Origin of the sequence: Paenibacillus sp. FSL R7-0331 (assembly GCF_000758645.1) — a bacterium.
Lineage (GTDB): Bacteria > Bacillota > Bacilli > Paenibacillales > Paenibacillaceae > Paenibacillus_AQ > Paenibacillus_AQ camerounensis.
On sequence record NZ_CP009284.1, the window covers coordinates 5,209,269 to 5,233,022 of the forward strand.

Below are 23,754 nucleotides of genomic sequence, written 5' to 3' on the forward strand. Positions count from 1 at the left end.
CCGAGAGGAGCATACTCCTATGAGTCACCTGACATCACAGCAGCTTGCACAGCTGCACACAGCGCTGCTTCAGCAGCAGGCGGACATCCGCCACCGCCTCCATAACAATGAGCACTACGGACTGCAGGAATCCCTGCGCGACAGCACCGGCGAGCTCTCCACCATCGACAATCATCCCGGTGATGCGGCTACAGAGCTGTATAACCGCTCGATGGACATCTCCCTGGTAGAACGTGATGAGCATGAGCTGGATGATATCGCTGCTGCTCTGCAGGCAATGGATAAAGGCAGCTATGGCAGCTGTACCGTCTGCGGCGGGGATATTCCGTTTGAACGGTTGTCCGTTGTTCCCTCAACCCGGTACTGCAAGGAGCATAATCCCGGCCAGCATGCACCTTTTACACGGCCGGCGGAGGAAGAGTTCCTGTCCCCGCCATTCGGGCGGACAAGCCTGGATGAACGTGAGGACCAGAACGGGTTCGACGGCGAAGACGCCTGGCAGATTGTTGAAAGCTGGGGCAGCTCGAACTCACCGGCCATGGCGGAAGACAATGAAATCCGTTCCTATAATGATATGGAGATTGAGGCGGACGAAACCGAGGGCTTCGTGGAGCCGTGGGAGAATTTCGTCGCGACCGATATTGCCGGCAATCATCTTACCATTATCAAAGGCAACAGCTACCGTCATTACATGGATACCGAGGAAGGCGATTATTCTCTGGACCCGAATGGGAAAAGATCAAGGGAGTAGCTCCGGCTGCTCCTTTTTTTGTTGAAAAGCTTGCTAAAAGGTCTTCAGCTCCAGCTGATGCTGCACGATCCGCACAATGTCAGCGATGTAATCCCCGATGATCGGCAGATTAAGCGCCCCCAGCACCTGCAGAACATAAATAATCGTTGCTGCAAAAAAGGTAAAGCCGAGCGCAATCCCAACCCCGCGTGCCGCTCCTGACAGAATGTTCAGCCAGATCAGCCGGAAGGGGCTATGCAGAAGCTCCGTATACTCGGCAATCCGCGCCTTTTCCATCTGCTGGGCCAGTCCGGTTGTCAGCCGGTAGACGGCATTCAGCTTTTCCTCCTGGCTAATCGGCTGTTCCTGCCCTACTCCAGCCTCTTCCTGCTTCAGACCCGCTTTCTGCGGTCTCTGCCCAAAAGTCCCGTCGCTATCCCCGGATGTCTTAACTGTAATTCTTCCGCCCTGTACAGACTGCCCGCTCTCCTCATGCCTGTCCGTCAACCTTATCAGCCCCTTCACCCTGCATAACTGAATCCCTGCACATAAAAAGCCCGCTCCCCGGAGAAAAGCTCTCCAGGGACACGGACTGCTCATGCGGCGCATACCCAAGAAAGTACATGCCCTGCAATCAGGGCCATCTGGACGTTTCTTCTTATGCCGCTAGTATATGCCAATTCGGGACAGGTAATGCAACTGCCGCCGGGGGCTTAGCCTTTGATAAAGATACCGATTGATTTGCCGCTGACATCCACCGCTTCATAGCTGTGGTCACCGTCATATGCAAGCTCAGCAACCAGAACGTTGTCACGCAGCACATGCTCAAAAGCAGTTACTGCCGCTTTCAGCTCCTCATCCAGCTGCAGGGTCAGGTCGATGCGCTTCTCGATCGCCAGATCCAGGCGTTTACGGTAATCCTGCACCGCACGGATGATCTCACGCACCCAGCCCTCCTGCTCCAGCTCAGGGGTGATTTCGGTGTTCAGCGCCACGGTCAGCCCGTAGCCGGAAGCTGCGGCAAAGCCGGACTTGGCCTGCTTCTCGACCAGCAGCTCCTCTGCCGTAATCTGCAGCTCCTCGCCTTCCGGTGACACAACAGCTACAACACCATCAGTAACCGCCTTACGGGTAGCCTCGCTGTCCATGCCTTTCAGGAAGCCTTGGATGAAGCCGACGTTTTTGCCGTATTTTTTACCGGCTACTTTGAGATTAAGCTTCAGGGTGAAGTCTACAAAGCCGCTGTCGCTGTTCTCCAGGACAATTGATTTTACATTGATCTCATCCTTGATGATCTCTTCATAGTCGGCAATATCGAAGTCACGGTCCAGTGACACGATCAGCTCGGACAGCGGCTGGCGGTTCTTGATGCCGGTCTCGTTACGCACGTTGCGGGCCAGCTCGACAATGCCTCTCGCGCTTTCCATATCGCGTTCCAGCTCAAGGTCGATCAGGCTATCATCCGCCTTAGGATAATCCGCCAGATGCACGCTTTCGCCGCCGCCCAGGTTGGTGAAGATATCCTCGGACAGCATCGGTGTGAACGGAGCCATCAGCGTAGCCGTCTTAAGCAGTACATGGGTCAAAGTGCGGTAAGCATCCAGCTTCTCTTCGCCAAGCCCGCTGCCCCAGAAACGGTCACGGGAACGGCGGATATACCAGTTGCTCAGCTCATCAACAAAGTTCTCAACCGCTTTGGAGGTGTTAACGAAGTCGTTAACGGCCAGGCCTTTATCCACCAGCAGGATTAGGCTGTTCAGACGGGACAGAATCCAGCGGTCCAGCTTGTGCTCCGACACCTTGAACGGATGCTCGGCAGGATCATAGCCGTCGATGCCGGCATACAGCGTCAGGAACGCATGCGTATTAACGAGCGTATCCACTACCTTCGATTTGGTCTCACCGACCAGGCCGCGCGAAAAGCGTTTGTTATTCCAGGGCGCACTGTCAGACAGGATCGCCCAGCGGAACGCATCGGTACCGTATTCGTTCATGATTTCCCAAGGGTCGATTACGTTGCCTTTGGATTTGGACATTTTTTGGCCGTTCTCATCGAAGATGTGGCCGTGGGCGATAACCGCCTTGTAAGGCGCCTTGCCCTTGAACAGCGTCGATACCGCCAGCAGGCTGTAGAACCAGCCGCGGGTCTGGTCGATTCCTTCACAGATCATATCCGCCGGATACTGGTCTTCAAAGGTCTCATTGTTCTCGAATGGATAATGGCTCTGTGCGAACGGCATCGAGCCGCTGTCGAACCATACGTCGATTACTTCCGGTGTGCGTACCATTACGCCGCCTTCGCTGAACGGGCTGCGCAGCTGGATGTTATCCACATACGGCTTATGCAGCTCGATGTCCTCAGGCACATCGCCGATGGCCATCGAACGCAGCTCAGCGATGCTGTGCGGTGCAAATTCCTTGCCCGTATCCTGGCAGACCCAGACGTTCAGCGGAGTTCCCCAGTAGCGGTTACGGCTGATATTCCAGTCCACCAGCTCTTCCAGGAACTTGCCGAAGCGGCCTTCACGCACATGGTCCGGGTACCAGTCCACTGTATTATTGTTGGCGATCAGCTGATCCTTAATCGCAGTTGTCTGGATGAACCAGCTGTCTGTTGCATAATAGAGCAGCGGAGTATCGCAGCGCCAGCAGAACGGGTAGCTGTGCTCATATTTCTCTTTGTTGTAGAGCAGTCCTTTTTCGGACAGCACCTTGATGATATCCAGATCGACATCCTTCACGAACCGTCCGGCAAAATCGCTCACTACCGCAGTATACTTACCGGAAGTATCCACTACATTCACGAAGCTGATGCCATTCTCGCGGCAGCTCTTGTAGTCATCCTCACCATGTGCCGGAGCCATGTGTACGATCCCTGTACCGCTGGAATCCGTAACAAAGGACGCGCCCACGATTACATTGTGCTTCTCAGCCTGGATATAGCTGAATGGCGGAGCATAGCTCTGGCCGATAAAGTCCGCACCCGTATGAGTGGACAGGATCGTGTATTCGCCCTTAAGCACCTCATCCACGAGGTTCTTCGCCAAGATGTACACGCCGTCTTCCTGCTGAACACGCACATATTCCATTTCCGGGTTCATCGCGAGTGCCATATGCGCCGGAAGCGTCCAAGGGGTAGTCGTCCAGGCCAGCACATAATCTCCGCTGCCTTCGAGCTTGAACTTGGCTGTAGCACTCAGATCCTTAACGGTCTTGTAGCCCTGCGCCACTTCATGGGAGCTCAGCGTCGTCTGACAGCTAGGGCAATACGGGCTGACGCGGTGTCCGCGGTACATCAGGCCTTTGTCATGCACAGTCGCCAGGATGTTCCACACGCTTTCGATATACGTGTTATCCAGCGTTACATACGGATTATCCAGGTCAGTCCAGTACCCGATTGCTTCCGTGAATTCACGCCACTGCTTCTCGTAGCCGAAGACACTGTCCTTGCATTCCTTGATGAATTTCTCGATGCCGTACTCCTCGATCTCCTGCTTGCCTGAGATGCCGAGCTTCTTCTGTACGCCGAGCTCAACCGGCAGGCCGTGGGTATCCCAGCCGGCTTTACGCACGACGCGGAAGCCCTTCATCGTCTGGTAGCGGCCGATAAAGTCCTTGATTACGCGGCCCAGCACGTGCCCGATGTGCGGCACGCCGTTCGCTGTCGGCGGTCCTTCATAGAACACATAGTTCGGGCGGCCCGCCCGGTTCTCCATTGATTTGCGGAACGTATCCTCGTCGCTCCATTTCTTCAGGATGCGGACATCTCTTGCCCGCGCCTTTTCCTTGACATCTACCTTTTGCATTTGAGGGTCAATCCTTTCAATGATGTAATCTTGAAACCAAGCTTCAAAAGCTTTTCGATCCCCCTAAATTCCCCTTAGCCAAGGGGGACTTAGGGGGCCCCGGCCCTCTGGACACCCGGAAAGTTGTCTAGCTCCGGGATAGAGGGGGTATGGTTGTTAATTTGGTTGTAATCCGCGCTTACCGCCGCAAGCGGCCCGCTTTACCTCAGGCACGCTAGTCGCGCCTTGCGCCACATGCTCTTGCCCTTGTGCCCTTTGCTCTTTGTGGGGCACCCGCCCCGCGATCCCGTTAGGGCAGCGCTGGGCGGGACGCCTTGCTCTTGTTCGGGCACCCGCCCCGCGATCCCGCAGGGCAGCACTGGGCGGGGCGCCTGAAGGCGGCGGGGTGCAGCCGCCGCTTGCCTGTAGGCTCTTGTGGGGCACCCGCCCCGCGATCCCGTTAGGGCAGCGCTGGGCGGGACGCCTGAAGGCGGCGGGGCGCAGCCGCCGCATGCCTGTAGGCTCTTGTGGGGCACCCGCCCCGCGATCCCGTTAGGGCAGCGCTGGGCGGGACGCCTGAAGGCGGCGGGGCGCAGCCGCCGCTTGCCCGTAGGCTCTTGTGGGGCACCCGCCCCGCGATCCCGTTAGGGCAGCGCTGGGCGGGACGCCTGAAGGCGGCGGGGCGCAGCCGCCGCTTGCCTTAAAGGCAAGGCCCCGCAGGCGTCCCCGCCAGGGGAGCCTAAGAAGGGCCACTCCCCCGCCGCAGTAATCCTTCCCCGTCCGCCACCGTAAACTCCCTCCGCGGAGCCCTTGTTGCGGGTGTCCAGAGGGCGGCCAGCCCTTGGGGTCCCCCTTTGCAAGGGGGATTTAGGGGGATAGAAAACGCCAATAAGCGTCATCCCGCCCCCAAAGGGGCGAGACGACGCTCGCGATACCACCCTAATTCGTGCTGGACGCACATCCTTAAGGGGAGTGAATACAGCACAATCTCAGTTCCGCACAAAATCCTGCTATGCGGGTCCGGGATAACGTCCGGCAGACGGCATAAACCTACTCACGAATGAATCGCTTCGGCTCAGCTTCTAGGGGAAGATCTTCCGGTAAGGGTTGAACAATCGGCTCGCAGCACCGCCGACTCTCTGGAGAACACAACCTTATCGTACTTTGTCCCGTCATCGAATACATATAAACATCACACAGATATGCTTTAGTTATAGACGTTTTACGAAAAAATGTCAACACCGCGGCCGCCTAACCTGCTTACAGCTCCAATTTCTGCTGTCCGGTTAACTTTTGTCCGCTACAACTCAGAGCAGATTGTCACTGGTCTCGCGGCTTTCGAGTGCGCTCCAGTCATCCTGGGAGAGCAGCTCCAGCTGCGCTTCCACCAGTGTCCGGAACCGGGTGCGGTAGATAGAGGCCTGCTTACGCAGCTCTTCGGTTTCAATCGCAATTTTGCGGGATTTGGACAAGGCCTCGTTAATAATCCGGTCGGCATTCTTCTCCGCTTCCTTGATAATCAGCTGTGATTCCTTCTTGGAATTGTTCTTTACATCATCAGCCGCTTCCTGGGCGACAATGATGGTCTTGGATAAACTTTCCTCGATGTTCACAAAATGATCCAGACGCTCTTGAATGGACAGAAGCTGGTTTTGCAGTTCTTTATTCTCGCGAATGACGCTCTCATAATCCTTAATGACCTGATCAAGAAATTCGTTAACCTCATCCTCATCATAACCACGGATTCTCCGGGAGAATTCCTTGTTATGTATATCGAGCGGCGTTAATGGCATGCTGTGCACCTCCTGGAAATTTCGGACCTTGTACGCCTCTGGACTTTATTATGCCCACACGACGCATAAGAATAAAACAATACTACACTTAAGAATCGAATCCCTAGAGATAATGAATTTCGACAAGCACCTGCAGATTCCTGCCGGGGCTTTAGACAAATTTACCGACCCTGACCCGGTAACGGTCTTTTTTCGTCAGGCCGCCTATCTCCAGTACCTTAAACCGGCCAAATCCTTGAATGGAGACCATGTCTCCATCCTTAAGCGCACAGGAAGGATCCTCTTCCACTTTCCAGTTGACCCGGACGCGCCCTGCTTTAATCGGAACCAGTATTTTGCTCCGGCTAAGCCGGGTCACATCCGCTGCAATTCCATCGAGCCGTAAGGAGGCTACTGTAATGTCCATTGTTTCAAGCTTGACTCCGCTGCTTCGCAGCTCAGATAGAGGGAGAACCTCAGTACTGACATTAACCCGGTGCACACCGGTCAGATTCATAGACAGATAATCGGCAATATCTGATGCCACGACAACATGGCAGCCGTCCTCCAGCACATGAATATCGCCGATCTTCCCTCTTTTAACACCAAGTCCAAGAATAGCTCCCATATAGTCGCCATGCTCAAGGGTGAGAAATTTCTGCTCCCCGGAGGAGATACCCAGAACCTTAAGCTCCATATCTTCTTCCGAAAGGTCACGGTAATCGGGTGCAACGAGCGCCCGCTTCCGTTCAGCGCTTTCTGAGCCGCCCTCCCAGCGTATCGTTACGTCAGGATGGCGGTTCACCAGCGTCTGCAGAATATGCCCTTGTCTGGGATCGAGGAATTCGGTCAGCTTCACTTCATGATAGTCCCCGGCATGGCTGACCCATTCCCAGGCCTTATCCACAAATTGCCGCTCCTCCGGATGGAAGTGCCCGTAAATTTCATTTCTCATCGTTTTAGCCGAAAATCATCGCCACGATAGAATGAAGCCCCACTACTGCAAAGCGAAGGACAAACAATGCAACGATCGGGGAAATATCGAGTGTTCCAAACAGCGGGGGAATAATCCGCCGGAACGGGCTCAGATAAGGTTCAACTAGCTTGCCCAGCAGCTCACCGATGAAATTTTCACGCAGGTTAGGTAACCAGGACATGAGAATGTATATAATGATCATGTAATAGTAAATCTGAAATAGGATGTTAATAATGGAAGATATTTCGTTCAAAACCTGTTCACCTCATTCTGTTGTAATCTTGGTCGTCTCCCAGGATTTCCGTAATCGAGCCTTGAATCTCAACGGTATCCGGTGTGCACATAAATATATTGCCCCCAATCTTGGAGATTCCTCCACCCAGGGCATAAACAGTTCCGCTGAGAAAATCGATAATCCGCATTGCCTGGTCATTGCGCACACGCTGCAGGTTAATAACAACGGTGCGGTGGGAACGCAGGTGATCGGCAATTTCCTGAGCTTCCTCATAGGAGCGCGGCTCGTACAGCACAACCTTCACATTTTTTTGCGAATGGATACTGACGACGTTTGCCCGCTGATTTTTGCGGGTTTCTACAGGGGCCGGCTCATACTCCTCATCATCACGGGTAATTTGTTCCCGTTCAACAACTTCCTCTTCTTCCTGCAAACCCAAAAAATTCATAAACCGGTTCATCACGCGCATCAAGCTCCCTCCTCGTGACCTACTAATACCGTCCCCAGGCGAACCCGGGTGGCTCCTTCCTCTATCGCCACTTCAAAATCATTCGACATTCCCATCGACAGCTCTTGTATAGGCTCAGGTGTCAAGGCCAGCAGATTCAGTTCATCACGCAGCTCCCGGAGTCCGCGGAACACAGGACGGGTAAGCTCCGGATCTTCTTCATGAGGCGCCATAGTCATCAGACCGATGACCTTTACCCGGTCGAGCGGAGCAATTTCCCGCAGAAACTCAGGCACAGCTTCAGGGGGCAGACCAAACTTTGTATCTTCACCGGAAATATTCACCTGAAGAAATACCTTCACTTCTATTCCGGCAGCACCCGCCTTTTTCTGCAATTCACGCGCCAGCGATAACCGGTCTAATGAGTGTATATATTCAAATTTCCCGATAACGTCCTTTACCTTATTGGTCTGCAGATGACCGATAAAATGCCAGGTTCCTTTGTCTCCAAGTGCATTCCACTTATGCTCGGCATCCTGCCAGCGGCTTTCAGCGATCTCCTCGAGGCCTGCCTCAAATACCTCAGCCACTGTGTTCAGCGATACATATTTCGTCACTGCGATAACCTTGACGTCGTTTACATCCCGGCCGCTTGCCGCACAGGCGCGTGCTACACGTTCCTCTACAGCGGCTTTTCTTTCCTGCAGTGTCAAACCCAACTTCAGCTCTCCTTTATTCCGATCCAGCTCGTCATTCTTCCTGTTACTCCCTGTTCCTTGCGGTAAGAAAAGAACAGATCCGGATTACAGCTTGTACACCATGTTGTACATTCGATATGAGTCGGCAAAATTCCTGCTTTAATCATAATGCGTCGGTTCATTTCTTTCAAGTTCAGCATACTTTTATCCTTATCACTCTGCGAAACGTTGTATAACGGCGGTGCAGCCTCCAAGGAGGCCTGCCCGGTCAGCGTCTGCTCCAGCACACGGACATGCTTCATCACATACTCATCAACCTCATAGCAGCATTCTCCGATTGACGGGCCTATGGCTGCTGTAATATCACCCGGACGGCTTCCGTAGGCTTCCGCCATTCTACTGACCATTGCTCCGGCAATTTCTGCAACAGTACCTTTCCATCCGGCATGGGCCAGTCCTGCCGCACGGTTCACCGGATCATAGAAATACAGCGGTACACAATCCGCATAAAAGGAAGTAAGCAGCACTCCCGGCACGTTAGTCAGCAGCCCGTCCGTAGACTGAAAGGCCGATGCCCTGTCCCTGCTGCCTCGCCCGCGCTCTGCTGAAGTTACAACTGCTATATGTGTTCCGTGAGTCTGCTCCCCGCAGGTCCAGTCCTCCAGACTAAAGCCCAGACTGTCTGCAAGCCTGCTGCGGTTAGCAAGCACAGCCTCCGGATCATCGCCGACATGAAAAGCACAGTTGAAGCTGTCATATGGCGGCTTGCCTGTTCCGCCCTGTCTGCCCGTAAATCCGGCAGTTATTCCGGAATGCTTCAGCCACGGACTCAGCTGCAGCCGCACAGGCAGCTCCTTAACTTGAATAAACGGTTCCATCCTCTCACCTCCGCTTAAGTGTACCCTACAACACGAGGCCAGGTCTACGAGGCTTGCTCAAGCTTTGTACAGATACAGCCTTCCCAAGCTCTTTACCACAAACGGTAAAAAAAGACGCACCGAATTAATAAGTGCGTCGTTCACTGCGGTCCCCCCGCTCCAGATACATCGTTTCACGCTCTTCCTGACCCTGAGGCAGCCTGGCCTCTTCTATTTTGACAAGTACAACATCCGCACCGATCTTGACGATATTACGCCATGGGATAATAAGATCCGTGCCGCCGCCGAACAGTCCCATAAAGCGGGTAAAGCCGGGAATGATGATTGCATCAATTACTCCGCGGCGCAGGTCCAGCTCGAGATCGCTAATCTGCCCCAGCCGCTTTCCATCTACGATATTAATAACATCCTTGGTCTGGAAATCCGAGATTTTCATTTTTTTTCCTGCATTAAAAGACTCTTCGTTCATCTTGTCACCCCTGTACAATCCGGCCTATAGCTGAGTATATGTCCCTCAGGCTTGGCAACATGCAGAAATAATTACAGAACCGGGAGCGTGCATTATAAAAGGGTATCCCTCCGGCCGCCGAAGCAAGCCAGTTTGCGGATACCCTTCTTCTCATTGTCAGCTTTAGGACTTCACATGCTTCTGCATCTGCTGGATGGCCGATTTTTCAAGCCGTGACACCTGGGCCTGGGAAATGCCGATTTCATCTGCTACCTCCATCTGGGTTTTACCTTCGAAGAATCGCATCGACAGAATCCGCTTCTCACGCTGTCCCAGCTTCCGCATCGCTTCACGCAGGGCAATTTCTTCAATCCACGAGACATCTTTGTTTTTGTCATCGCTGATCTGGTCCATTACATAAATCGGGTCCCCTCCGTCATGATAGATCGGTTCGAATAAAGAGACCGGGTCCTGGATTGCATCCAGGGCGAACACTACATCCTCTTTCGGAACACCAAGCGCCTGGGAGATTTCGAAGATCGTCGGCTCCCGCGAATTCTGGTTAGTCAGGCTGTCACGGACCTGAAGCGCCTTGTAGGCGATGTCCCGCAGCGAACGCGACACTCTGATCGGATTGTTGTCTCTCAGGTACCTCCGGATCTCGCCGATAATCATCGGTACCGCGTAGGTGGAGAACTTCACGTTTTGCGATAAATCAAAATTATCGATGGCTTTCATCAGACCGATGCAGCCAACCTGGAACAGATCGTCTACGAACTCTCCCCGATTATTGAACCTTTGAATAACGCTAAGAACGAGTCTGAGGTTACCGTTAACCAATTTCTCTCTGGCGGAACGCTCGCCCTGCTGCTGCAGCGAAGTGAACAGCTCCCGCATTTCCACGTTCGTCAGAACGGGCAGCTTGGAAGTATCCACACCGCAAATCTCGACTTTGTTTCGGGTCATGATGATTTACCTCCCAAGGAGAAACATTACTGTACATTATCTCCCCGGTCCGGCATTTTATTCCTTGCTTTTTAAGTCACACCATCTTGTTGAATTCCTTGCGCAGCCGCTTGATAATTCTCTTTTCCAGACGTGAGATGTAAGATTGCGAGATTCCCAGCAGATCAGCAACATCCTTCTGGGTTTTCTCTTCTCCGCCCCGCAGCCCGAATCTCAGCTCCATGATCAGCCGCTCCCGCTCACTGAGCTTCTCCAGCGCCTTCTGCAGCAGCTTGCGGTCCACCTGCTCCTCAATATTACGGTAAATGGTGTCATTTTCAGTCCCCAGCACATCGGAGAGCAGCAGTTCGTTGCCGTCCCAGTCAATGTTCAGCGGTTCATCAAAGGAAACCTCGCTGCGCGTCTTGCTGTTGCGCCGCAGATACATCAGGATTTCATTTTCAATACAGCGCGAGGCGTAGGTAGCCAGCTTGATTTTCTTATCGGGATCAAATGTATTTACCGCCTTAATCAGCCCTATGGCGCCGATAGAGACAAGATCCTCAATATTGATGCCTGTGTTCTCGAATTTACGGGCGATGTATACAACCAGCCGCAGATTGCGTTCAATCAGCATAGCTCTTACTGCCGCATCTCCTGTAGAGAGCCGCTGAAGCAGATATTCCTCTTCTTCCCTTGTTAAAGGCGGAGGCAGCGCCTCGCTTCCCCCGATATAATAGATTTCCTGGCTTTTCAGCCCCAGCAGAAAAAGCATCCGATAGTACTGCAGCTGCAGCGTAAGCTTCCATTTGACCATTATCGTTTCCTCCTCCAAGAAGTGCACAATTCCCCCGGATGCCCTTGACCATCCTCTTGGGGCGATTTCAACAAGTCACTGCAGCTTCAGCCGCGTGCTCTCTTTGGGCCAGGTCAGGGTGTATGACCGCCCGGTACGCACCGTCTCCCGACAGTGTTCCGCCATCCAGCCCGATGAGCACTCTTTTACTACAGAAGCTCTCCTCACCAAGCTTTATCTTCACCAGATCCGGCTTCAGTGCAAGCATAAAGGCTGCCCCGCGGTTAACGCCCCGGTAAGGGACAAGCCGCAACCTGTCCTGCCAGGCAAAAGACTGCCCGTCCGTCTCCAGCAGAAGCTGGTCTGCGCTCATCTGTGTCAGCTTACCTTTCCACGTATCCGGCAGGTGCCCTTCCCAGAGCGAAGCCTCCATCACCATAACCGGAATCCGTGTAAGCGGATCATTCAGCCGGTTCCCTGTATCCAGCAGCCCCGGACAGACAACGCTTACGCCTTCAATCTCCACCGTCACCTCACCGATATAGGATTCCAGCTGTTCTCTGCGAACCCGTGAAGAATGGATTAGCTTAAAGAGCAGCAGAACGACAGGAAGCACTGCAAGCACAAACCAGAATCCGATTTTCAGCCGGTGGGCTTGGCCCCCTGTACTGGTAAACAGGATACCGTTCCAGATGTCCCCGGTGCTCTGCAGCAAGTAGTGGATGCCCAATATACCGCCGGCCGCTGCAAAATTAATGACATAAAAGGCTCCCAGAGCACGCAGATAGCCCTGCAGGCTCCTGTACCCGAAGGCGATCAGCAGCAGCAGCACTGACAATCCGAATTTAATCATGAAGGTATAAAGAAATGAAAGCTCCGGAACGAACATCATCACCACATACAACGCGCCAACCAGCGCGGAGAGAAACAGCCTCCACCAGGCGATCTTTTCTTTGACCAGCCAGCCTGTCAGCCATATGAGCACTCCGTCGATCAGCAGATTGGCGGCGAAAATCAAGTCGATGTAAACTACCAGTATTTTCACCTGCCTAAGAGCCGCTATCCCGCCGGAAGACCGGAGCAGGCTCTCTTTTTAAGACGATAAGATTAGTATAGAAACTCCCGCTTTCAAAGTCTGTCTAAACATGGGGGGCGTTCAGCAGGTTTTTTTGTCGAGATATAGCCGTGCATGGCCCTGTATTCATATAAAAGAAAAACCAACCCGGAAGGGCTGGTTCGCATGTGTATTATTTTAATTCAACATTTTTATATCTTCTTCCGTAAGTCCGGTAGCAGCTTGAATTGCCTGGTGACTCATCCCCATCCGGAGTAAATTCTTAGCAATCTCCTGCTTGGCTTCTCTCATGCCTTCTCTCATACCTTCTCTCATACCTTCTCTCATACCTTCTCTGATGCCTTCTTGGAGGCCTTCTTCCAGGCCCTTTGCGAATCCTTCTCTCTGCGCGCCGTCTCTTTGCGAGGCTTCATCGTGCAGAAACTTCTGGCGGTCTTCATATCTGCGCCGGGCTTCAGGATTCTGGCTCAGATATTCCAGCGTTTCCATCGCTTTTTGCAGTGCAGGTTCATTCATCTTCAGTACCTCCCAGTTCTCATTGTCTTTTCCTTTAAGGAACAGCAGCCAATTTACCAGACCTTCTTCACCGGGTATAGCCGGCTTTTTCAGCTTTGGCAATTCGAGAAAATGAATTTCTATATCATCGGTAAGCGGCGCGCCGCTGCTGTCCTCCCGAAGATGAAACACACTATGGGTGTGTTCATTCGGCAGCACATTATAATTTAATATATTGATCGTTATACATTTTTTAAGCTCTATATACCGTCCGCCGGTCTGCATCTGACTCGAATAACGCTTACTCCAGTAGTAGAGAGTCCGCTTTTCCATATCATATTGGTTAAACAGCTGCATTTCAATATTAATCAGCCTGCCGTCAACCGTCTTTGCCCAGATATCAAAAATAGACTGCTTGTCTCCCGGATCCTCTTTATCCGTATAGGGGTTGAGCAGCACTACTTCATCCAGCGGGGCAGTCCCGGCATCCAGCAGAATCCGGTTCAAAAAAGCCAGCAGAACATCCTTATTAGCCTCACTAGCAAAAATTCTCTTGAAAACAAAATCCACCCGGGGGTCAAGCAATTCCATACTATTCACCACTCCCGTTATCTGTATTATATCAGCTGAAAAGCAAAAAAACACCGCATCTTCCCAGTCTGCGACTGAGAGATACGGTGCTTCCGTAGAAAACTATTTACGTGTATTAATCATTGTTGCCGCGTGTGCGGTTGCGCAGGAAGGTCGGAATATCAAGCTGATCAGAGGTTGTCTGATTACCGAACGGTCGCAGATTATTGCTGTTGTTCTTGTCAGCAGCAGGAGCAGGTTCACTGCTGGCAGCCGGACGGCGGGTCTGTGCAACCGGGGAAGGCTTGTGTTCGAACCCGGTAGCGATAACCGTAACCTTGATTTCGTCCTTCATACTTTCCTCAATGATGGCACCAAAAATCATATTAACTTCTGGATCGGACGCAGCTGTAACGATCTCAGCCGCTTCATTCACCTCATACAATGAAAGGTTGGAGCCGCCTGTAATATTCATAATTACCCCGCGCGCACCTTCGATTGAGGTCTCAAGCAGCGGACTCATAATCGCTTTGCGGGCTGCTTCAGAAGCACGGTTCTCGCCGGTGGCAATACCGATCCCCATAAGCGCTGAGCCGCGCTCAGTCATAATCGTCTTCACATCAGCAAAGTCAAGGTTAATCAGGCCGGGAACCTGAATAAGATCAGATATCCCTTGTACAGCCTGGCGGAGCACATTATCCGCTTCACGGAATGCCTCCAGCATCGGAGTTTTCTTGTCTACAATTTCCAGGAGCCGATCATTCGGAATAACGATCAGTGTATCAACCTTTTCCTTAAGTGCTTCGATTCCGAGTTCTGCCTGATTAGCACGCTTTCTGCCTTCAAAAGTGAACGGGCGGGTCACGACGCCTACGGTCAATGCTCCGCATTCTCTGGCGATTTCAGCAATGACTGGAGCTGCGCCTGTACCTGTACCGCCGCCCATTCCAGCAGTTACGAAAACCATGTCTGCACCTTTAAGCGTATTAGATATCAGATCGCGGGACTCTTCGGCTGCTTTCTTCCCTACTTCAGGGTTGGCACCTGCGCCCAGCCCCCGGGTAAGCTTGTCCCCGATTTGCAGTTTATGCTCCGATTTGGCCATATGCAGCGCTTGGGCATCTGTATTAACTGTGATGAACTCAACACCCTGAACGCCGTTTTCAATCATACGGTTGACAGCATTGCTTCCGCCGCCGCCTACGCCGATGACCTTAATTTGCGCCAAGCTCTCCATTTCAAAATCAAATTCCAACATATTGATTCCATCTCCCCCTTGAATAGTGCTTGGATGGCCAGTCCAAGTATATCTGGACTTACGCTTATATGAACTCGCTAAACATATTTTTTATACGCTCCATCAGACCCGGCTTCTTGTCAATCTCCTGGCTGGGAGCAGCGCTTTGCTTACTTCGGTTGACCGTCTTCTTATTTGCGCTTACACCGTTATTGCCGCGTACACGGAAACGGCGGACGACGTTATGCAGAATACCTACACCGCCGGTGAAGCCCGGATCGCGGACTCCGATATAGTCAGGTACAGCGATGCGCACAGAAGCTGACAATTCAGTTTGTGCCGCCTTTAGAACCCCCGGCATGGATACAGTACCACCCGTAAGTATATAACCTCCGGGAAGGTCATTGTAACCGAGACGCTTTACTTCCTGACGGATCAGGTGAAAGATTTCCTGGATTCTCGGCTCGATGATGGCTGCCAGATCCTCCTGGTTAAATTCCTTTTCCACATTGCTGCCGATACGCAGCACTTTAAATACGACATCCGAGGCGGCATCATCGATCCAGGCACAGCCGTACTTCAGCTTTACCTTCTCCGCCTGGTCCGTAAGCGTACGGAGCCCGTATGCAATATCATTGGTTACAAACTCTCCGCCGATCGGGATCGTGGAAGTAGCACTAAGGGAACCCTCTTCATAAACGGCTATCGTCGTTGAGCCTGCACCGATATCAACCAGCACAGCCCCCATCGACTTCTCGTCTTTGGACAGCGCCAATCCGCCGGCTCCAAGAGACATCAGCACAAGATCTTTTACCTTCAGCCCTGATTTCTCTACACAACGAAGCAGATTATGTATTGGCGTCTTCGCCCCGGTTATAATCGTCGCCTCAACCTCCAGACGCACTCCGATCATGCCGCGGGGATCCTGGATTCCTTCCAGGCCGTCAACGATATATTGCTTGGCAACAACGTCGATGACTTCCCGTTCAGGCGGCATAGCAATGACTTCTGCCGCTTTGATCACCCGGTCGATGTCCTCTTCGCCGATCTCCCGGTCCTCATTCTGGACGGCAACGACGCCATGGCTGGATTGCAGACCGATATGATTGCCGGAAATCCCGACATAGACCTCAGATATTTGAATACCGACCATCTGCTCCGCATACTCCACAGCGCTTCTGATCGATTGCACAGTCTGATCGATATCTACAATCGCACCCTTGCGAATCCCTTCTGAATCAGCAGATCCAACGCCAATAATATTAAAGGTTCCATTAGTAACTTCCCCGATAATTGCCCGCACTTTGGATGTACCGATGTCCAAACTAACAATGATGTCATTGTTGCTCAAGCCCTATGGCACCTCCTGTTATGATCATAATAAAAGATGATGCTGAAGAATCACACGATTCCCGTTGCCAGGAAGCTTCTTTGTACATATTCAACATCACGATTCCTTTCCCTCTTTTTTCTACAATTTTTTTGAATGGGATAATATGGAGTTCCGGGTAAAAAAGAAATATAAGGATAAAAAGAAAAATACGGCCATAGCCCGGTCTTCTTTTTCAAAAAATCCGCAGAAAAAAGAGGGATTCACCTTATTGCCCGTAAAATCGATTGTAGCATTTTTTCCGCATTATTAGTAGGGACTATTTACTCTTGTATGTCCTCATTATCCTCATTTTCCGCCGCAAAAGGCACATACGTATCAGCCTCAAGCATCTTTATAAGGCCGGGCTCTTCCGTCTCTATCACCTGGTTCAGGTACTCAACCTTGTCCTTCAGAAGCGAGATGGCTGTGATAACCTCAAAACGTGAACGTGTATACAGCTTAATCCGGTCCGGAAAGGATAAGGTCGGTGAAGGAACAATCTCGGAAATATCGCTGGTCAATTCATTGGAGATAACAGCTAAAGCCTGGCACAGCTTGGCTTTGTAAGGATCATCTTCCTTCCAGCCGGTCAGTATCGGCTTCTCCACGGCAATTCCGGTCTCATTCACCTTTACAGCAGTGCCGCTGGACAGAATAGCTTCAAGGACCCCCTGCTGATCCAGCTCATAGGCTACAGCCGGAAACTCTTCGATTGTAATATTCACAATCCCGGGGAATTTCTTAGTCACTGTCGCCTCCTGCACCGTTCTAAGCTGCTTCAGTGCAGCTTCTACGGACTCAGCAGAGGCGGCAAAAAACTGTCCGCCGATCACAAGGCCGCTGCCTTCCAGCAGCTCCTCACGGGTCGCGTATTTGTTGCCCTGAAAATTAATTTCCGTAATACGGCTCACAGACGAGCGGAAAAAGATAACCGCCAGCAGCGCAACAAACAGCAGCAGCAGGATAATAGTGATTTTACGGCTCATTTTTTTTACAGGCTTGTCCTCTTTCAGTCGAGGCAATCGGGTTTTAGGCATTCTCATATCTCCGTAATAAGGCCCTGTCTCCTTCCATGGCTGAAAGCCGAAGGAGACAGGGAGCTTTAATTGGCCAAATCAAAAGGACCCGGTACAGGCACTTTACGGCTGATGCGGGCACCCAGCTTCTGGAACAGCAGCTCGATACCGTCGTAACCGCGGTCAATGTGATGCGCCTGCTCTACTACTGTAGTCCCATGGGCTGCGAGTCCGGCAATAACCAGAGCAGCTCCCGCCCTCAGGTCCGTTGCTTCCACCGTTGCCCCGTACAGCCGCTGCACACCGCGGATAAACGCGCGGTTCAGGTCTGTGGAAATATCAGCCCCCATCCGGGCCATCTCCTCCACATGCTTAAAGCGTCCCTCGAATACCGTCTCTTTAATAACGCTGAAACCGTCGGCAAGCGACAGCAGCACCATTACCTGAGATTGCAGATCCGTTGGAAAAGAGGGGTAGGGTGAGGTCACAATCCGCTCTACCGCACGCGGACGCCCCATGCAGCTGACATTAATTATATCATTGCAGACCGTGATTTGAACACCTGCCCGCCTCAGCACGTGGATGAGCGAGGTTAAATGTCCCGCATTGGTATGGGTCAGCGTAACACTTCCGCGTGTAGCGGCAGCTGCAATCATAACCGTCCCGGCGACAATCCGGTCCGGAATGACCTCATACGTACACGGATGGAGCTTTGTGACTCCGCGGATTGTAATTGTATCAGTACCTGCGCCGATAATCTGGGCCCCCATCTCATTCAGGAAATTCTGCAGATCCTGAATTTCCGGCTCCCTGGCTGCCCCTGATATGGTAGTTGTACCCTCAGCCGTTGCCGCAGCCATCATAATATTCTCTGTGGCTCCGACGCTGGGATAATCCAGATGAATGTCGCTCCCTGTCAGTCTCGCAGCCCGGCAGGATATCCTGCCGTTGCTCTCCTCAATCTCTGCCCCGAGGAGCTTCAGGCCCTGAAGGTGAAGGTCAATCTTGCGTTCTCCGATCGCACAGCCTCCCGGCTGATAGATCGTCACTTCGCCAAACCTGGATAGTAACGGCCCCATCAAAAAAATGGAAGACCGCATCTGGCGCATCAAATCCTCCGGAACATGGGAAGTGCTTAAGGTTGACGTATCCATTGTCACAGTTTCCCCTTCATGCACAGCCCTGCAGCCCAGCCGCCCCAAAATATTCAGCATTGTCTCGATGTCCAGCAGCTTCGGCACATTATGCAGTGAGTGAACTCCTTCGGCCAGCAGGCTTGCCGCCAGGATCGGCAGTGCCGCATTTTTTGCTCCATGGATACGTATGGTGCCTGACAGGGGACTTCCACCCTCAATCACCAATTTGTCCAATGTATCACCTCCGAGATTACCGCTCACCCGCCACCGGAAACTTCCTGTAAAGCGGTCTTGAACCGCCCTGGAAAAACGCCTGTTACAGCAGTTCACCTGACAGGAAGAACCATGGGTGATTGTCACGATTATAGGATTATCCTATGTTCATAACCCCGGGTGTGTGACAGCAGGAGGATAACATGAGACCACGTATAGGGACAAAGCGTTCAAAGTCACTGAGAACGGGACTAACGTCTTATTGTTTCCGTGTGGCGGCAAGCCGCCGCAGCTCGCTGACGACCAGCGCAGCGGAATCCCGTTTGCCCAGACGTCTGGACGATTCCGCCATGCTGCTCCGCAGTGATTCTGCCCCGATTATCCGCTGCACTGACTCATGCAGAGCCTTACCGGTCAAATCCTTTTCCAGCAGTACAACTGCCGCACCTTCACGTTCCAGCTGCCTTGCATTCGCTTCCTGATGATTGTTCGTCACATTAGGGGACGGAATGAGGACGGAGGGGATACCCAGAGCCGTAATCTCGGCCAGAAAAGATGCGCCTGCCCGGTTCACAATCAGTGAGGTACAGGCCAGCACCTCAGGCATATTGTGCACATAAGGGAGCACATGGAGCCAGCCTGGCTCTCCCCCGAGCTTTTGACGCAGCGCCTTGCGGGTCTCTTCAAAGTAGGATTCGCCTGTAACATAAACATAATGAGCTCCATTACCCTTACCCACAAACGGTACCATTTCAATCATCGCCTGGTTGATTGCCTTCGCTCCGCCGCTTCCTCCGACTACAAGCACCACCGTACTGCCTTCCGGAATACCCAGCGAGGCATAGCCGCGCTGCGGGCTTGCAGCTGTGACCGTAGTAGCCCGGGGATTACCGGTGTAGATCACATTTTTGCCGCCCGGAAAAGCAGACTCTGTGCCCTCGAAGCTGACGGCTACCGTATCGGCGTAACGGCTGAGAAACTTGTTGGTCAGGCCGGGAATGGCATTCTGCTCATGAATCAGTGTGGGGATGCCCAGACGGGAGGCGGCATATACCACAGGTCCGCATACATACCCTCCTGTGCCGATAACAACATCAGGCTTGAACTCTCTCAGCATTTCCTTTGAAGCCTTGACCCCTCTGAGAAAACGCATAACGGTCTTTACATTGTCCATGGAAATCTTCCGGCGGAATCCGGTAATATCAATAGCTTTGAAGGGAAGCTTCTCCTGGGGAACCAGTCTGCTCTCCAGACCGCGTTTGCCGCCGATATAGAGAAAGGCTGATCCGCTCTCTTCCGCTTCCAGCTGCCTGGCGACAGCAACGGCGGGATAAATATGCCCGCCGGTGCCTCCGCCGCTTAATACGATACGCATGTCTCTCACCTCGCATAACGGGATAAATTCAATAAAATGCCGAGTGCTGTAAGCATCAGGGTTAATGAAGAGCCCCCGTAGCTGATCAGCGGGAGTGTAATGCCTGTCACAGGCATCAGGCCGATAACCACGCCGATATTGATAATGACCTGTACAGCCACCATACTAACGATTCCTACCGCCAGATAACTGCCGAACCGGTCAGGCAGGCTCATCGCCACCTTCATTCCCCGCCAGATCAGAATCAGGAACAGGACCAGCACTGCAATCCCCCCGATGAAACCAAGCTCCTCAGCGAGTATGGAAAAAATAAAATCAGTCTGCGGCTCCGGCACATAGCTGTATTTCTGCCGGCTCATTCCGAGGCCAAGGCCGCCGAGACCGCCGGGACCAATCGCATAAAGCGACTGGATAATCTGGTAGCCGGCGCCAAGCGGATCGGACCAGGGATCCAGAAAAGCGGTTATCCGCTTCAGCCGGTAAGGCGCGGCGGCTATAAGACCGGCAAAACCCAGCACGCCAAGCGCCCCCAGCGAGAGCAGATGCTTCATCCGGGCTCCGGCTGTAAAAACCATCATCAGCGCCGCTCCGAACATGACAGTGCCAGTGCCGAGGTCCGGCTGGAGCATAATCAGCGCAAACGCTGAGCCAATCAGGGCGAGCGGCGGCAGCAGCCCGCGTGTGAAGGTAGAGATATCGTATTCATCCTTGCCCAGCCAGTTGGCCAGGAACAGAATCATCCCCATCTTCATGAACTCTGAGGGCTGGATGCCGAAGCTGCTGATCCCCAGCCAGCTCCGTGCACCGCCGCGGACTACCCCGATACCCGGAATTAATACCAGGACAAGCAGAATGAAGCATAGAATCAGTGCAGGCCGTGCGAACCTTTTCAGCACCAGATAATCCGTGTTGGCTGTTACGAACATAGCGCCAAGGCCGAGCCCGGCGAACAGCAGCTGTCTTTTGACAAAATAAAACGAATCGCCATAATTGCGGAAGCCCAGCACAGAACCGGCGCTGTAAACCATCACCATGCCGATGACCAGCAGGGCAAGTATGGGAATCAGCAGCCAGATGTCAGGCGCATGACGCGGTTTGTTCATCAGGAGCACACCTCTTGCATCCGTAGTAGGGGCTTATCCACCCCCCTACTTAAAGGTTATGCACCGCCTCTTTAAAAATACGCCCGCGCTCTTCATAGGATGTAAACATATCCCAGCTGGCGCATGCAGGAGACAGGAGCACAACGTCTCCAGCTTCTGCAAGTGCAGAAGCCTCCCGCACAGCCTTCTGCAGCACGGCGGCGGCGCTATCCCCATTATCGACGGAGATGATGTGCTTTACTCCTGCCATAGCGGCAACTTTGGCCAGCTTGTCCCGGGTCTCGCCCATAACTACAATACCTTTAAGCCCGTCCAGGACAGGCAGCAGCTCCATATAGTCCGAGCCGCGGTCAAGGCCCCCGGCAATCAGCACCAGCGGCTGCTTAAAGGAGCCCAGCGCCATCGTAGTCGCTTTGGAATTGGTAGCTTTAGAGTTGTTATAGTAGGCAGTACCCGCCTTTTCTGCCACATACTCCAGCCTGTGCTCGACGCCGCGGAACGAAGCCAGCACCTCAGCCAGCACAGCAGGATCAGCACCGGCAGCGATGGCAATTCCGCAGGCTGCCAGTGCATTCTCCACATTGAAGCGGCCCGGCAGACCGATAGAGCTGACCTTTGCAATCTCAGTTTCGCTCTCGCTGTAATCGCGGTAGACAATTACCCGCTCCAGATCATCTTCAGTGTCCGGTACGTAGGAGGGCCGGACAAAGATGCCCTGAACCAGCTCCTCTGTCATAGAGAATGGTAATATACCTGCTTTGATGTAAGGTACAAGCTCACGGCAGACCGGATCATCCCAGTTCAGTACCGCTGTATCTTCAGGCTCCTGGTTAGCGAACAGTCTGGCCTTAGAGGCCACATAGTCCTCCATGCCCCCGTGATAGTCGAGATGAGTCTCCGCTACATTCAGCAGGGCGCCAACCTTCGGGCGGAAGGTCTCTGTTCCCTTGAGCTGGAAGCTGCTCAGCTCAACAACCATCCAGTTATCCCCGCCCGCTTCCTGGGCTGCCTGGCATAACGGCGTACCGATATTGCCGGCTACTATCGGATTCATCCCGGCGGCGTCCAGCATTTTCCCCACCCAGGTAGTGGTTGTAGTCTTGCCGTTGGAGCCGGTAATGCCAATCATAGGGGCTGCGCAGATACGGTAAGCCACCTCCACCTCGGTTACAATTTCAATGCCGAGCTCAAGTGCTTTTTGTACAGGAGGCACAGAATACGGGATTCCCGGATTCTTCACCACCAGGCTTACACCTTCATGGATCAGATCGTCCGGATGCCCGCCGCATATAACAGAAATTCCCAAAGATTCCAGTTCGGAAGCTTCGGGACTTTGATCTCTTTCCTTTTTATCGTTGACCGTAACAACCGCGCCGCGTTCATGCAGCACCTTGGCCACCTGGACGCCGCTTTTCGCGAGCCCCAGGACGACCACCTGCCTGCCTTGGTATTCATCTGGATGCTTCATTCCTTACAACCCCTTGCTCAATATTAGTCCTGCCGCCGCAAGCAGCAGGCTCACCGCCCAGAAAGTTGTGACAACGCGCCACTCCGACCAGCCGCCCAGCTCAAAGTGATGATGAATCGGGCTCATGCGGAAGATACGTTTGCCGCGTGTTTTAAAGGAAGCCACCTGCAATACAACGGACAGCATTTCAATGACGAATACACCGCCGATGACTACAAAGAGCAGCTCGCTTTTGGTAACAATGGCAATCGCCCCGATGGCACCGCCGATCCCGAAGGAACCGAAGTCGCCCATGAATACTTTGGCAGGGTGGGCATTGAATACCAGAAAGCCGAGTACAGCCCCGATCATCGCAGCAGCGCAGACTCCGGCGGCAATCGAGGTTGCCTGCATGGCTACAACTGCAAAAGCGGCAAGTGCAATAGCACTGACGCCGGAGAGCAGTCCGTCTACACCGTCTGTGAAGTTCACCGCATTCGTTACTGCCATCATCATGATGACGATAAACGGATAGTAGAACCAGGCGCCCCAGTCAAAGCTGATATCTGTGCCCGGAATGCTGATTCCGGTATTGTGGCCGGCATTGATCAGCAGAATGCTCAGCACGATGCCAATCAGAAGCTGTCCGGCCAGCTTCTGGCGCGCCGTAAGTCCCAATGAGCGTTTAAAGGCAATTTTGATATAGTCATCCAGGAACCCGATCAGCCCGTAGCCGAGCGTAGCCACCAGAAGGACATAAAAATCCGAGTTCACTACAGAAAATTTCAAAAAGGATAACGTGAACGCCACCATAATAATAATGCCGCCCATCGTAGGCGTTCCCGCCTTTTTCAGGTGGGATTGCGGTCCGTCGTCCCTTACTTGCTGTCCGAATTTCATCCTGCGCAGCAGCGGAATGATCAGCGGAGCGGCAATGACCGCAAGGATAAAGGATACAGCAATTGTCAGCAGCAGAAGTTGATAATCCATGGGTACACCCCCTC

Annotated in this window: 22 protein-coding genes and 1 other annotated feature; of the genes, 1 reads left to right on the forward strand and 21 read right to left on the reverse strand. The window is 52.9% G+C overall.

Annotated features, from left to right (window positions below; translation table 11 throughout):
• Window positions 1–19: 19 nt before the first annotated feature.
• A complete protein-coding gene (locus R70331_RS22470; protein WP_042179277.1) occupies window positions 20–751 on the forward strand; it encodes a TraR/DksA C4-type zinc finger protein in 732 nt (243 codons plus the stop codon).
• A 33-nt stretch (window positions 752–784) separates the two neighbouring features.
• On the opposite strand, the gene R70331_RS22475 is transcribed toward R70331_RS22470, so the two are convergent.
• The 21 genes from R70331_RS22475 to mraY form a co-directional block, all read right to left on the reverse strand.
• Window positions 785–1,126, reverse strand: coding sequence for a DUF5665 domain-containing protein (locus R70331_RS22475; RefSeq protein WP_042183095.1), 342 nt, complete (start codon window positions 1,124–1,126; stop codon window positions 785–787).
• 317 nt (window positions 1,127–1,443) lie between these two features.
• A complete protein-coding gene (ileS, locus tag R70331_RS22480) occupies window positions 1,444–4,536 on the reverse strand; it encodes an isoleucine--tRNA ligase (RefSeq protein WP_042179279.1) in 3,093 nt (1,030 codons plus the stop codon).
• Window positions 4,537–5,422: 886 nt separating this feature from the next.
• Window positions 5,423–5,700 (reverse strand) — a binding site (T-box leader).
• 122 nt (window positions 5,701–5,822) lie between these two features.
• The gene (locus R70331_RS22485) at window positions 5,823–6,308 is read right to left on the reverse strand and encodes a DivIVA domain-containing protein (RefSeq protein ID WP_039875924.1); all 486 of its coding nucleotides are present in this window, start codon (window positions 6,306–6,308) and stop codon (window positions 5,823–5,825) included.
• A gap of 151 nt (window positions 6,309–6,459) precedes the next feature.
• Window positions 6,460–7,242: a YlmH family RNA-binding protein gene (locus R70331_RS22490; RefSeq protein ID WP_042179281.1), complete on the reverse strand. Its 783-nt coding sequence runs from the start codon at window positions 7,240–7,242 to the stop codon at window positions 6,460–6,462.
• A 4-nt stretch (window positions 7,243–7,246) separates the two neighbouring features.
• Entirely contained in the window at window positions 7,247–7,516 is a 270-nt protein-coding gene (locus R70331_RS22495; RefSeq protein WP_081947718.1) for a YggT family protein, read from the reverse strand.
• 7 nt (window positions 7,517–7,523) lie between these two features.
• Window positions 7,524–7,967 carry a cell division protein SepF gene (locus R70331_RS22500; RefSeq protein ID WP_042179283.1) on the reverse strand — a complete coding sequence of 148 codons (444 nt, stop codon included), beginning with the start codon at window positions 7,965–7,967 and terminating at the stop codon, window positions 7,524–7,526.
• Window positions 7,967–8,659, reverse strand: coding sequence for a YggS family pyridoxal phosphate-dependent enzyme (locus R70331_RS22505; protein WP_042183099.1), 693 nt, complete (start codon window positions 8,657–8,659; stop codon window positions 7,967–7,969). The genes R70331_RS22500 and R70331_RS22505 overlap by 1 nt, the downstream gene beginning before the upstream one ends.
• Window positions 8,660–8,667: 8 nt before the next feature.
• The gene (pgeF, locus tag R70331_RS22510; protein ID WP_042179285.1) at window positions 8,668–9,522 is read right to left on the reverse strand and encodes a peptidoglycan editing factor PgeF; all 855 of its coding nucleotides are present in this window, start codon (window positions 9,520–9,522) and stop codon (window positions 8,668–8,670) included.
• 124 nt (window positions 9,523–9,646) lie between these two features.
• Window positions 9,647–9,991, reverse strand: a complete 345-nt coding sequence (locus R70331_RS22515) for a YlmC/YmxH family sporulation protein (RefSeq protein ID WP_042179287.1) — start codon at window positions 9,989–9,991, stop codon at window positions 9,647–9,649.
• A 162-nt stretch (window positions 9,992–10,153) separates the two neighbouring features.
• Complete coding sequence (sigG, locus tag R70331_RS22520; protein ID WP_039875939.1) at window positions 10,154–10,936, reverse strand: RNA polymerase sporulation sigma factor SigG; 783 nt, start codon at window positions 10,934–10,936, stop codon at window positions 10,154–10,156.
• A gap of 76 nt (window positions 10,937–11,012) precedes the next feature.
• On the reverse strand, window positions 11,013–11,735 hold the full coding sequence (gene sigE, locus R70331_RS22525; RefSeq protein ID WP_042183101.1) for an RNA polymerase sporulation sigma factor SigE: 723 nt from the start codon (window positions 11,733–11,735) through the stop codon (window positions 11,013–11,015).
• Between the two features lie 64 nt (window positions 11,736–11,799).
• Window positions 11,800–12,747, reverse strand: coding sequence for a sigma-E processing peptidase SpoIIGA (gene spoIIGA / locus R70331_RS22530; RefSeq protein ID WP_042183103.1), 948 nt, complete (start codon window positions 12,745–12,747; stop codon window positions 11,800–11,802).
• Window positions 12,748–12,963: 216 nt separating this feature from the next.
• On the reverse strand, window positions 12,964–13,872 hold the full coding sequence (locus tag R70331_RS22535) for an Rpn family recombination-promoting nuclease/putative transposase (protein WP_042179289.1): 909 nt from the start codon (window positions 13,870–13,872) through the stop codon (window positions 12,964–12,966).
• Between the two features lie 115 nt (window positions 13,873–13,987).
• Entirely contained in the window at window positions 13,988–15,109 is a 1,122-nt protein-coding gene (gene ftsZ / locus R70331_RS22540) for a cell division protein FtsZ (RefSeq protein WP_042179291.1), read from the reverse strand.
• A gap of 64 nt (window positions 15,110–15,173) precedes the next feature.
• Window positions 15,174–16,439 (reverse strand): cell division protein FtsA, encoded by a 1,266-nt coding sequence (gene ftsA / locus R70331_RS22545; RefSeq protein WP_042179293.1) that lies wholly within the window; start codon window positions 16,437–16,439, stop codon window positions 15,174–15,176.
• A gap of 302 nt (window positions 16,440–16,741) precedes the next feature.
• Window positions 16,742–17,497, reverse strand: a complete 756-nt coding sequence (locus R70331_RS22550) for a cell division protein FtsQ/DivIB (protein ID WP_042179296.1) — start codon at window positions 17,495–17,497, stop codon at window positions 16,742–16,744.
• 65 nt (window positions 17,498–17,562) lie between these two features.
• On the reverse strand, window positions 17,563–18,846 hold the full coding sequence (gene murA, locus R70331_RS22555) for a UDP-N-acetylglucosamine 1-carboxyvinyltransferase (RefSeq protein ID WP_042179299.1): 1,284 nt from the start codon (window positions 18,844–18,846) through the stop codon (window positions 17,563–17,565).
• A gap of 238 nt (window positions 18,847–19,084) precedes the next feature.
• Window positions 19,085–20,200, reverse strand: coding sequence for an undecaprenyldiphospho-muramoylpentapeptide beta-N-acetylglucosaminyltransferase (gene murG / locus R70331_RS22560; RefSeq protein ID WP_042179301.1), 1,116 nt, complete (start codon window positions 20,198–20,200; stop codon window positions 19,085–19,087).
• A 5-nt stretch (window positions 20,201–20,205) separates the two neighbouring features.
• Complete coding sequence (gene spoVE / locus R70331_RS22565; protein WP_042179303.1) at window positions 20,206–21,303, reverse strand: stage V sporulation protein E; 1,098 nt, start codon at window positions 21,301–21,303, stop codon at window positions 20,206–20,208.
• A gap of 49 nt (window positions 21,304–21,352) precedes the next feature.
• Window positions 21,353–22,771: a UDP-N-acetylmuramoyl-L-alanine--D-glutamate ligase gene (murD, locus tag R70331_RS22570; RefSeq protein WP_042179305.1), complete on the reverse strand. Its 1,419-nt coding sequence runs from the start codon at window positions 22,769–22,771 to the stop codon at window positions 21,353–21,355.
• 3 nt (window positions 22,772–22,774) lie between these two features.
• Entirely contained in the window at window positions 22,775–23,740 is a 966-nt protein-coding gene (gene mraY / locus R70331_RS22575; RefSeq protein ID WP_042179308.1) for a phospho-N-acetylmuramoyl-pentapeptide-transferase, read from the reverse strand.
• Between the last annotated feature and the right edge of the window lie 14 nt (window positions 23,741–23,754).

Coding starts and splice junctions, on each gene's coding strand:
- murD (WP_042179305.1), bottom strand. CDS start 22,771: ATGAAGCATCCAGATGAATACCAAGGCAGGCAGGTGGTCGTCCTGGGG.
- R70331_RS22470 (WP_042179277.1), top strand. CDS start 20: ATGAGTCACCTGACATCACAGCAGCTTGCACAGCTGCACACAGCGCTG.
- ileS (WP_042179279.1), bottom strand. CDS start 4,536: ATGCAAAAGGTAGATGTCAAGGAAAAGGCGCGGGCAAGAGATGTCCGC.
- spoVE (WP_042179303.1), bottom strand. CDS start 21,303: ATGAACAAACCGCGTCATGCGCCTGACATCTGGCTGCTGATTCCCATA.
- R70331_RS22485 (WP_039875924.1), bottom strand. CDS start 6,308: ATGCCATTAACGCCGCTCGATATACATAACAAGGAATTCTCCCGGAGA.
- R70331_RS22500 (WP_042179283.1), bottom strand. CDS start 7,967: ATGCGCGTGATGAACCGGTTTATGAATTTTTTGGGTTTGCAGGAAGAA.
- pgeF (WP_042179285.1), bottom strand. CDS start 9,522: ATGGAACCGTTTATTCAAGTTAAGGAGCTGCCTGTGCGGCTGCAGCTG.
- R70331_RS22515 (WP_042179287.1), bottom strand. CDS start 9,991: ATGAACGAAGAGTCTTTTAATGCAGGAAAAAAAATGAAAATCTCGGAT.
- sigG (WP_039875939.1), bottom strand. CDS start 10,936: ATGACCCGAAACAAAGTCGAGATTTGCGGTGTGGATACTTCCAAGCTG.
- ftsZ (WP_042179291.1), bottom strand. CDS start 15,109: ATGTTGGAATTTGATTTTGAAATGGAGAGCTTGGCGCAAATTAAGGTC.
- mraY (WP_042179308.1), bottom strand. CDS start 23,740: ATGGATTATCAACTTCTGCTGCTGACAATTGCTGTATCCTTTATCCTT.
- R70331_RS22550 (WP_042179296.1), bottom strand. CDS start 17,497: ATGCCTAAAACCCGATTGCCTCGACTGAAAGAGGACAAGCCTGTAAAA.
- murG (WP_042179301.1), bottom strand. CDS start 20,200: ATGCGTATCGTATTAAGCGGCGGAGGCACCGGCGGGCATATTTATCCC.
- R70331_RS22535 (WP_042179289.1), bottom strand. CDS start 13,872: ATGGAATTGCTTGACCCCCGGGTGGATTTTGTTTTCAAGAGAATTTTT.
- R70331_RS22490 (WP_042179281.1), bottom strand. CDS start 7,242: ATGAGAAATGAAATTTACGGGCACTTCCATCCGGAGGAGCGGCAATTT.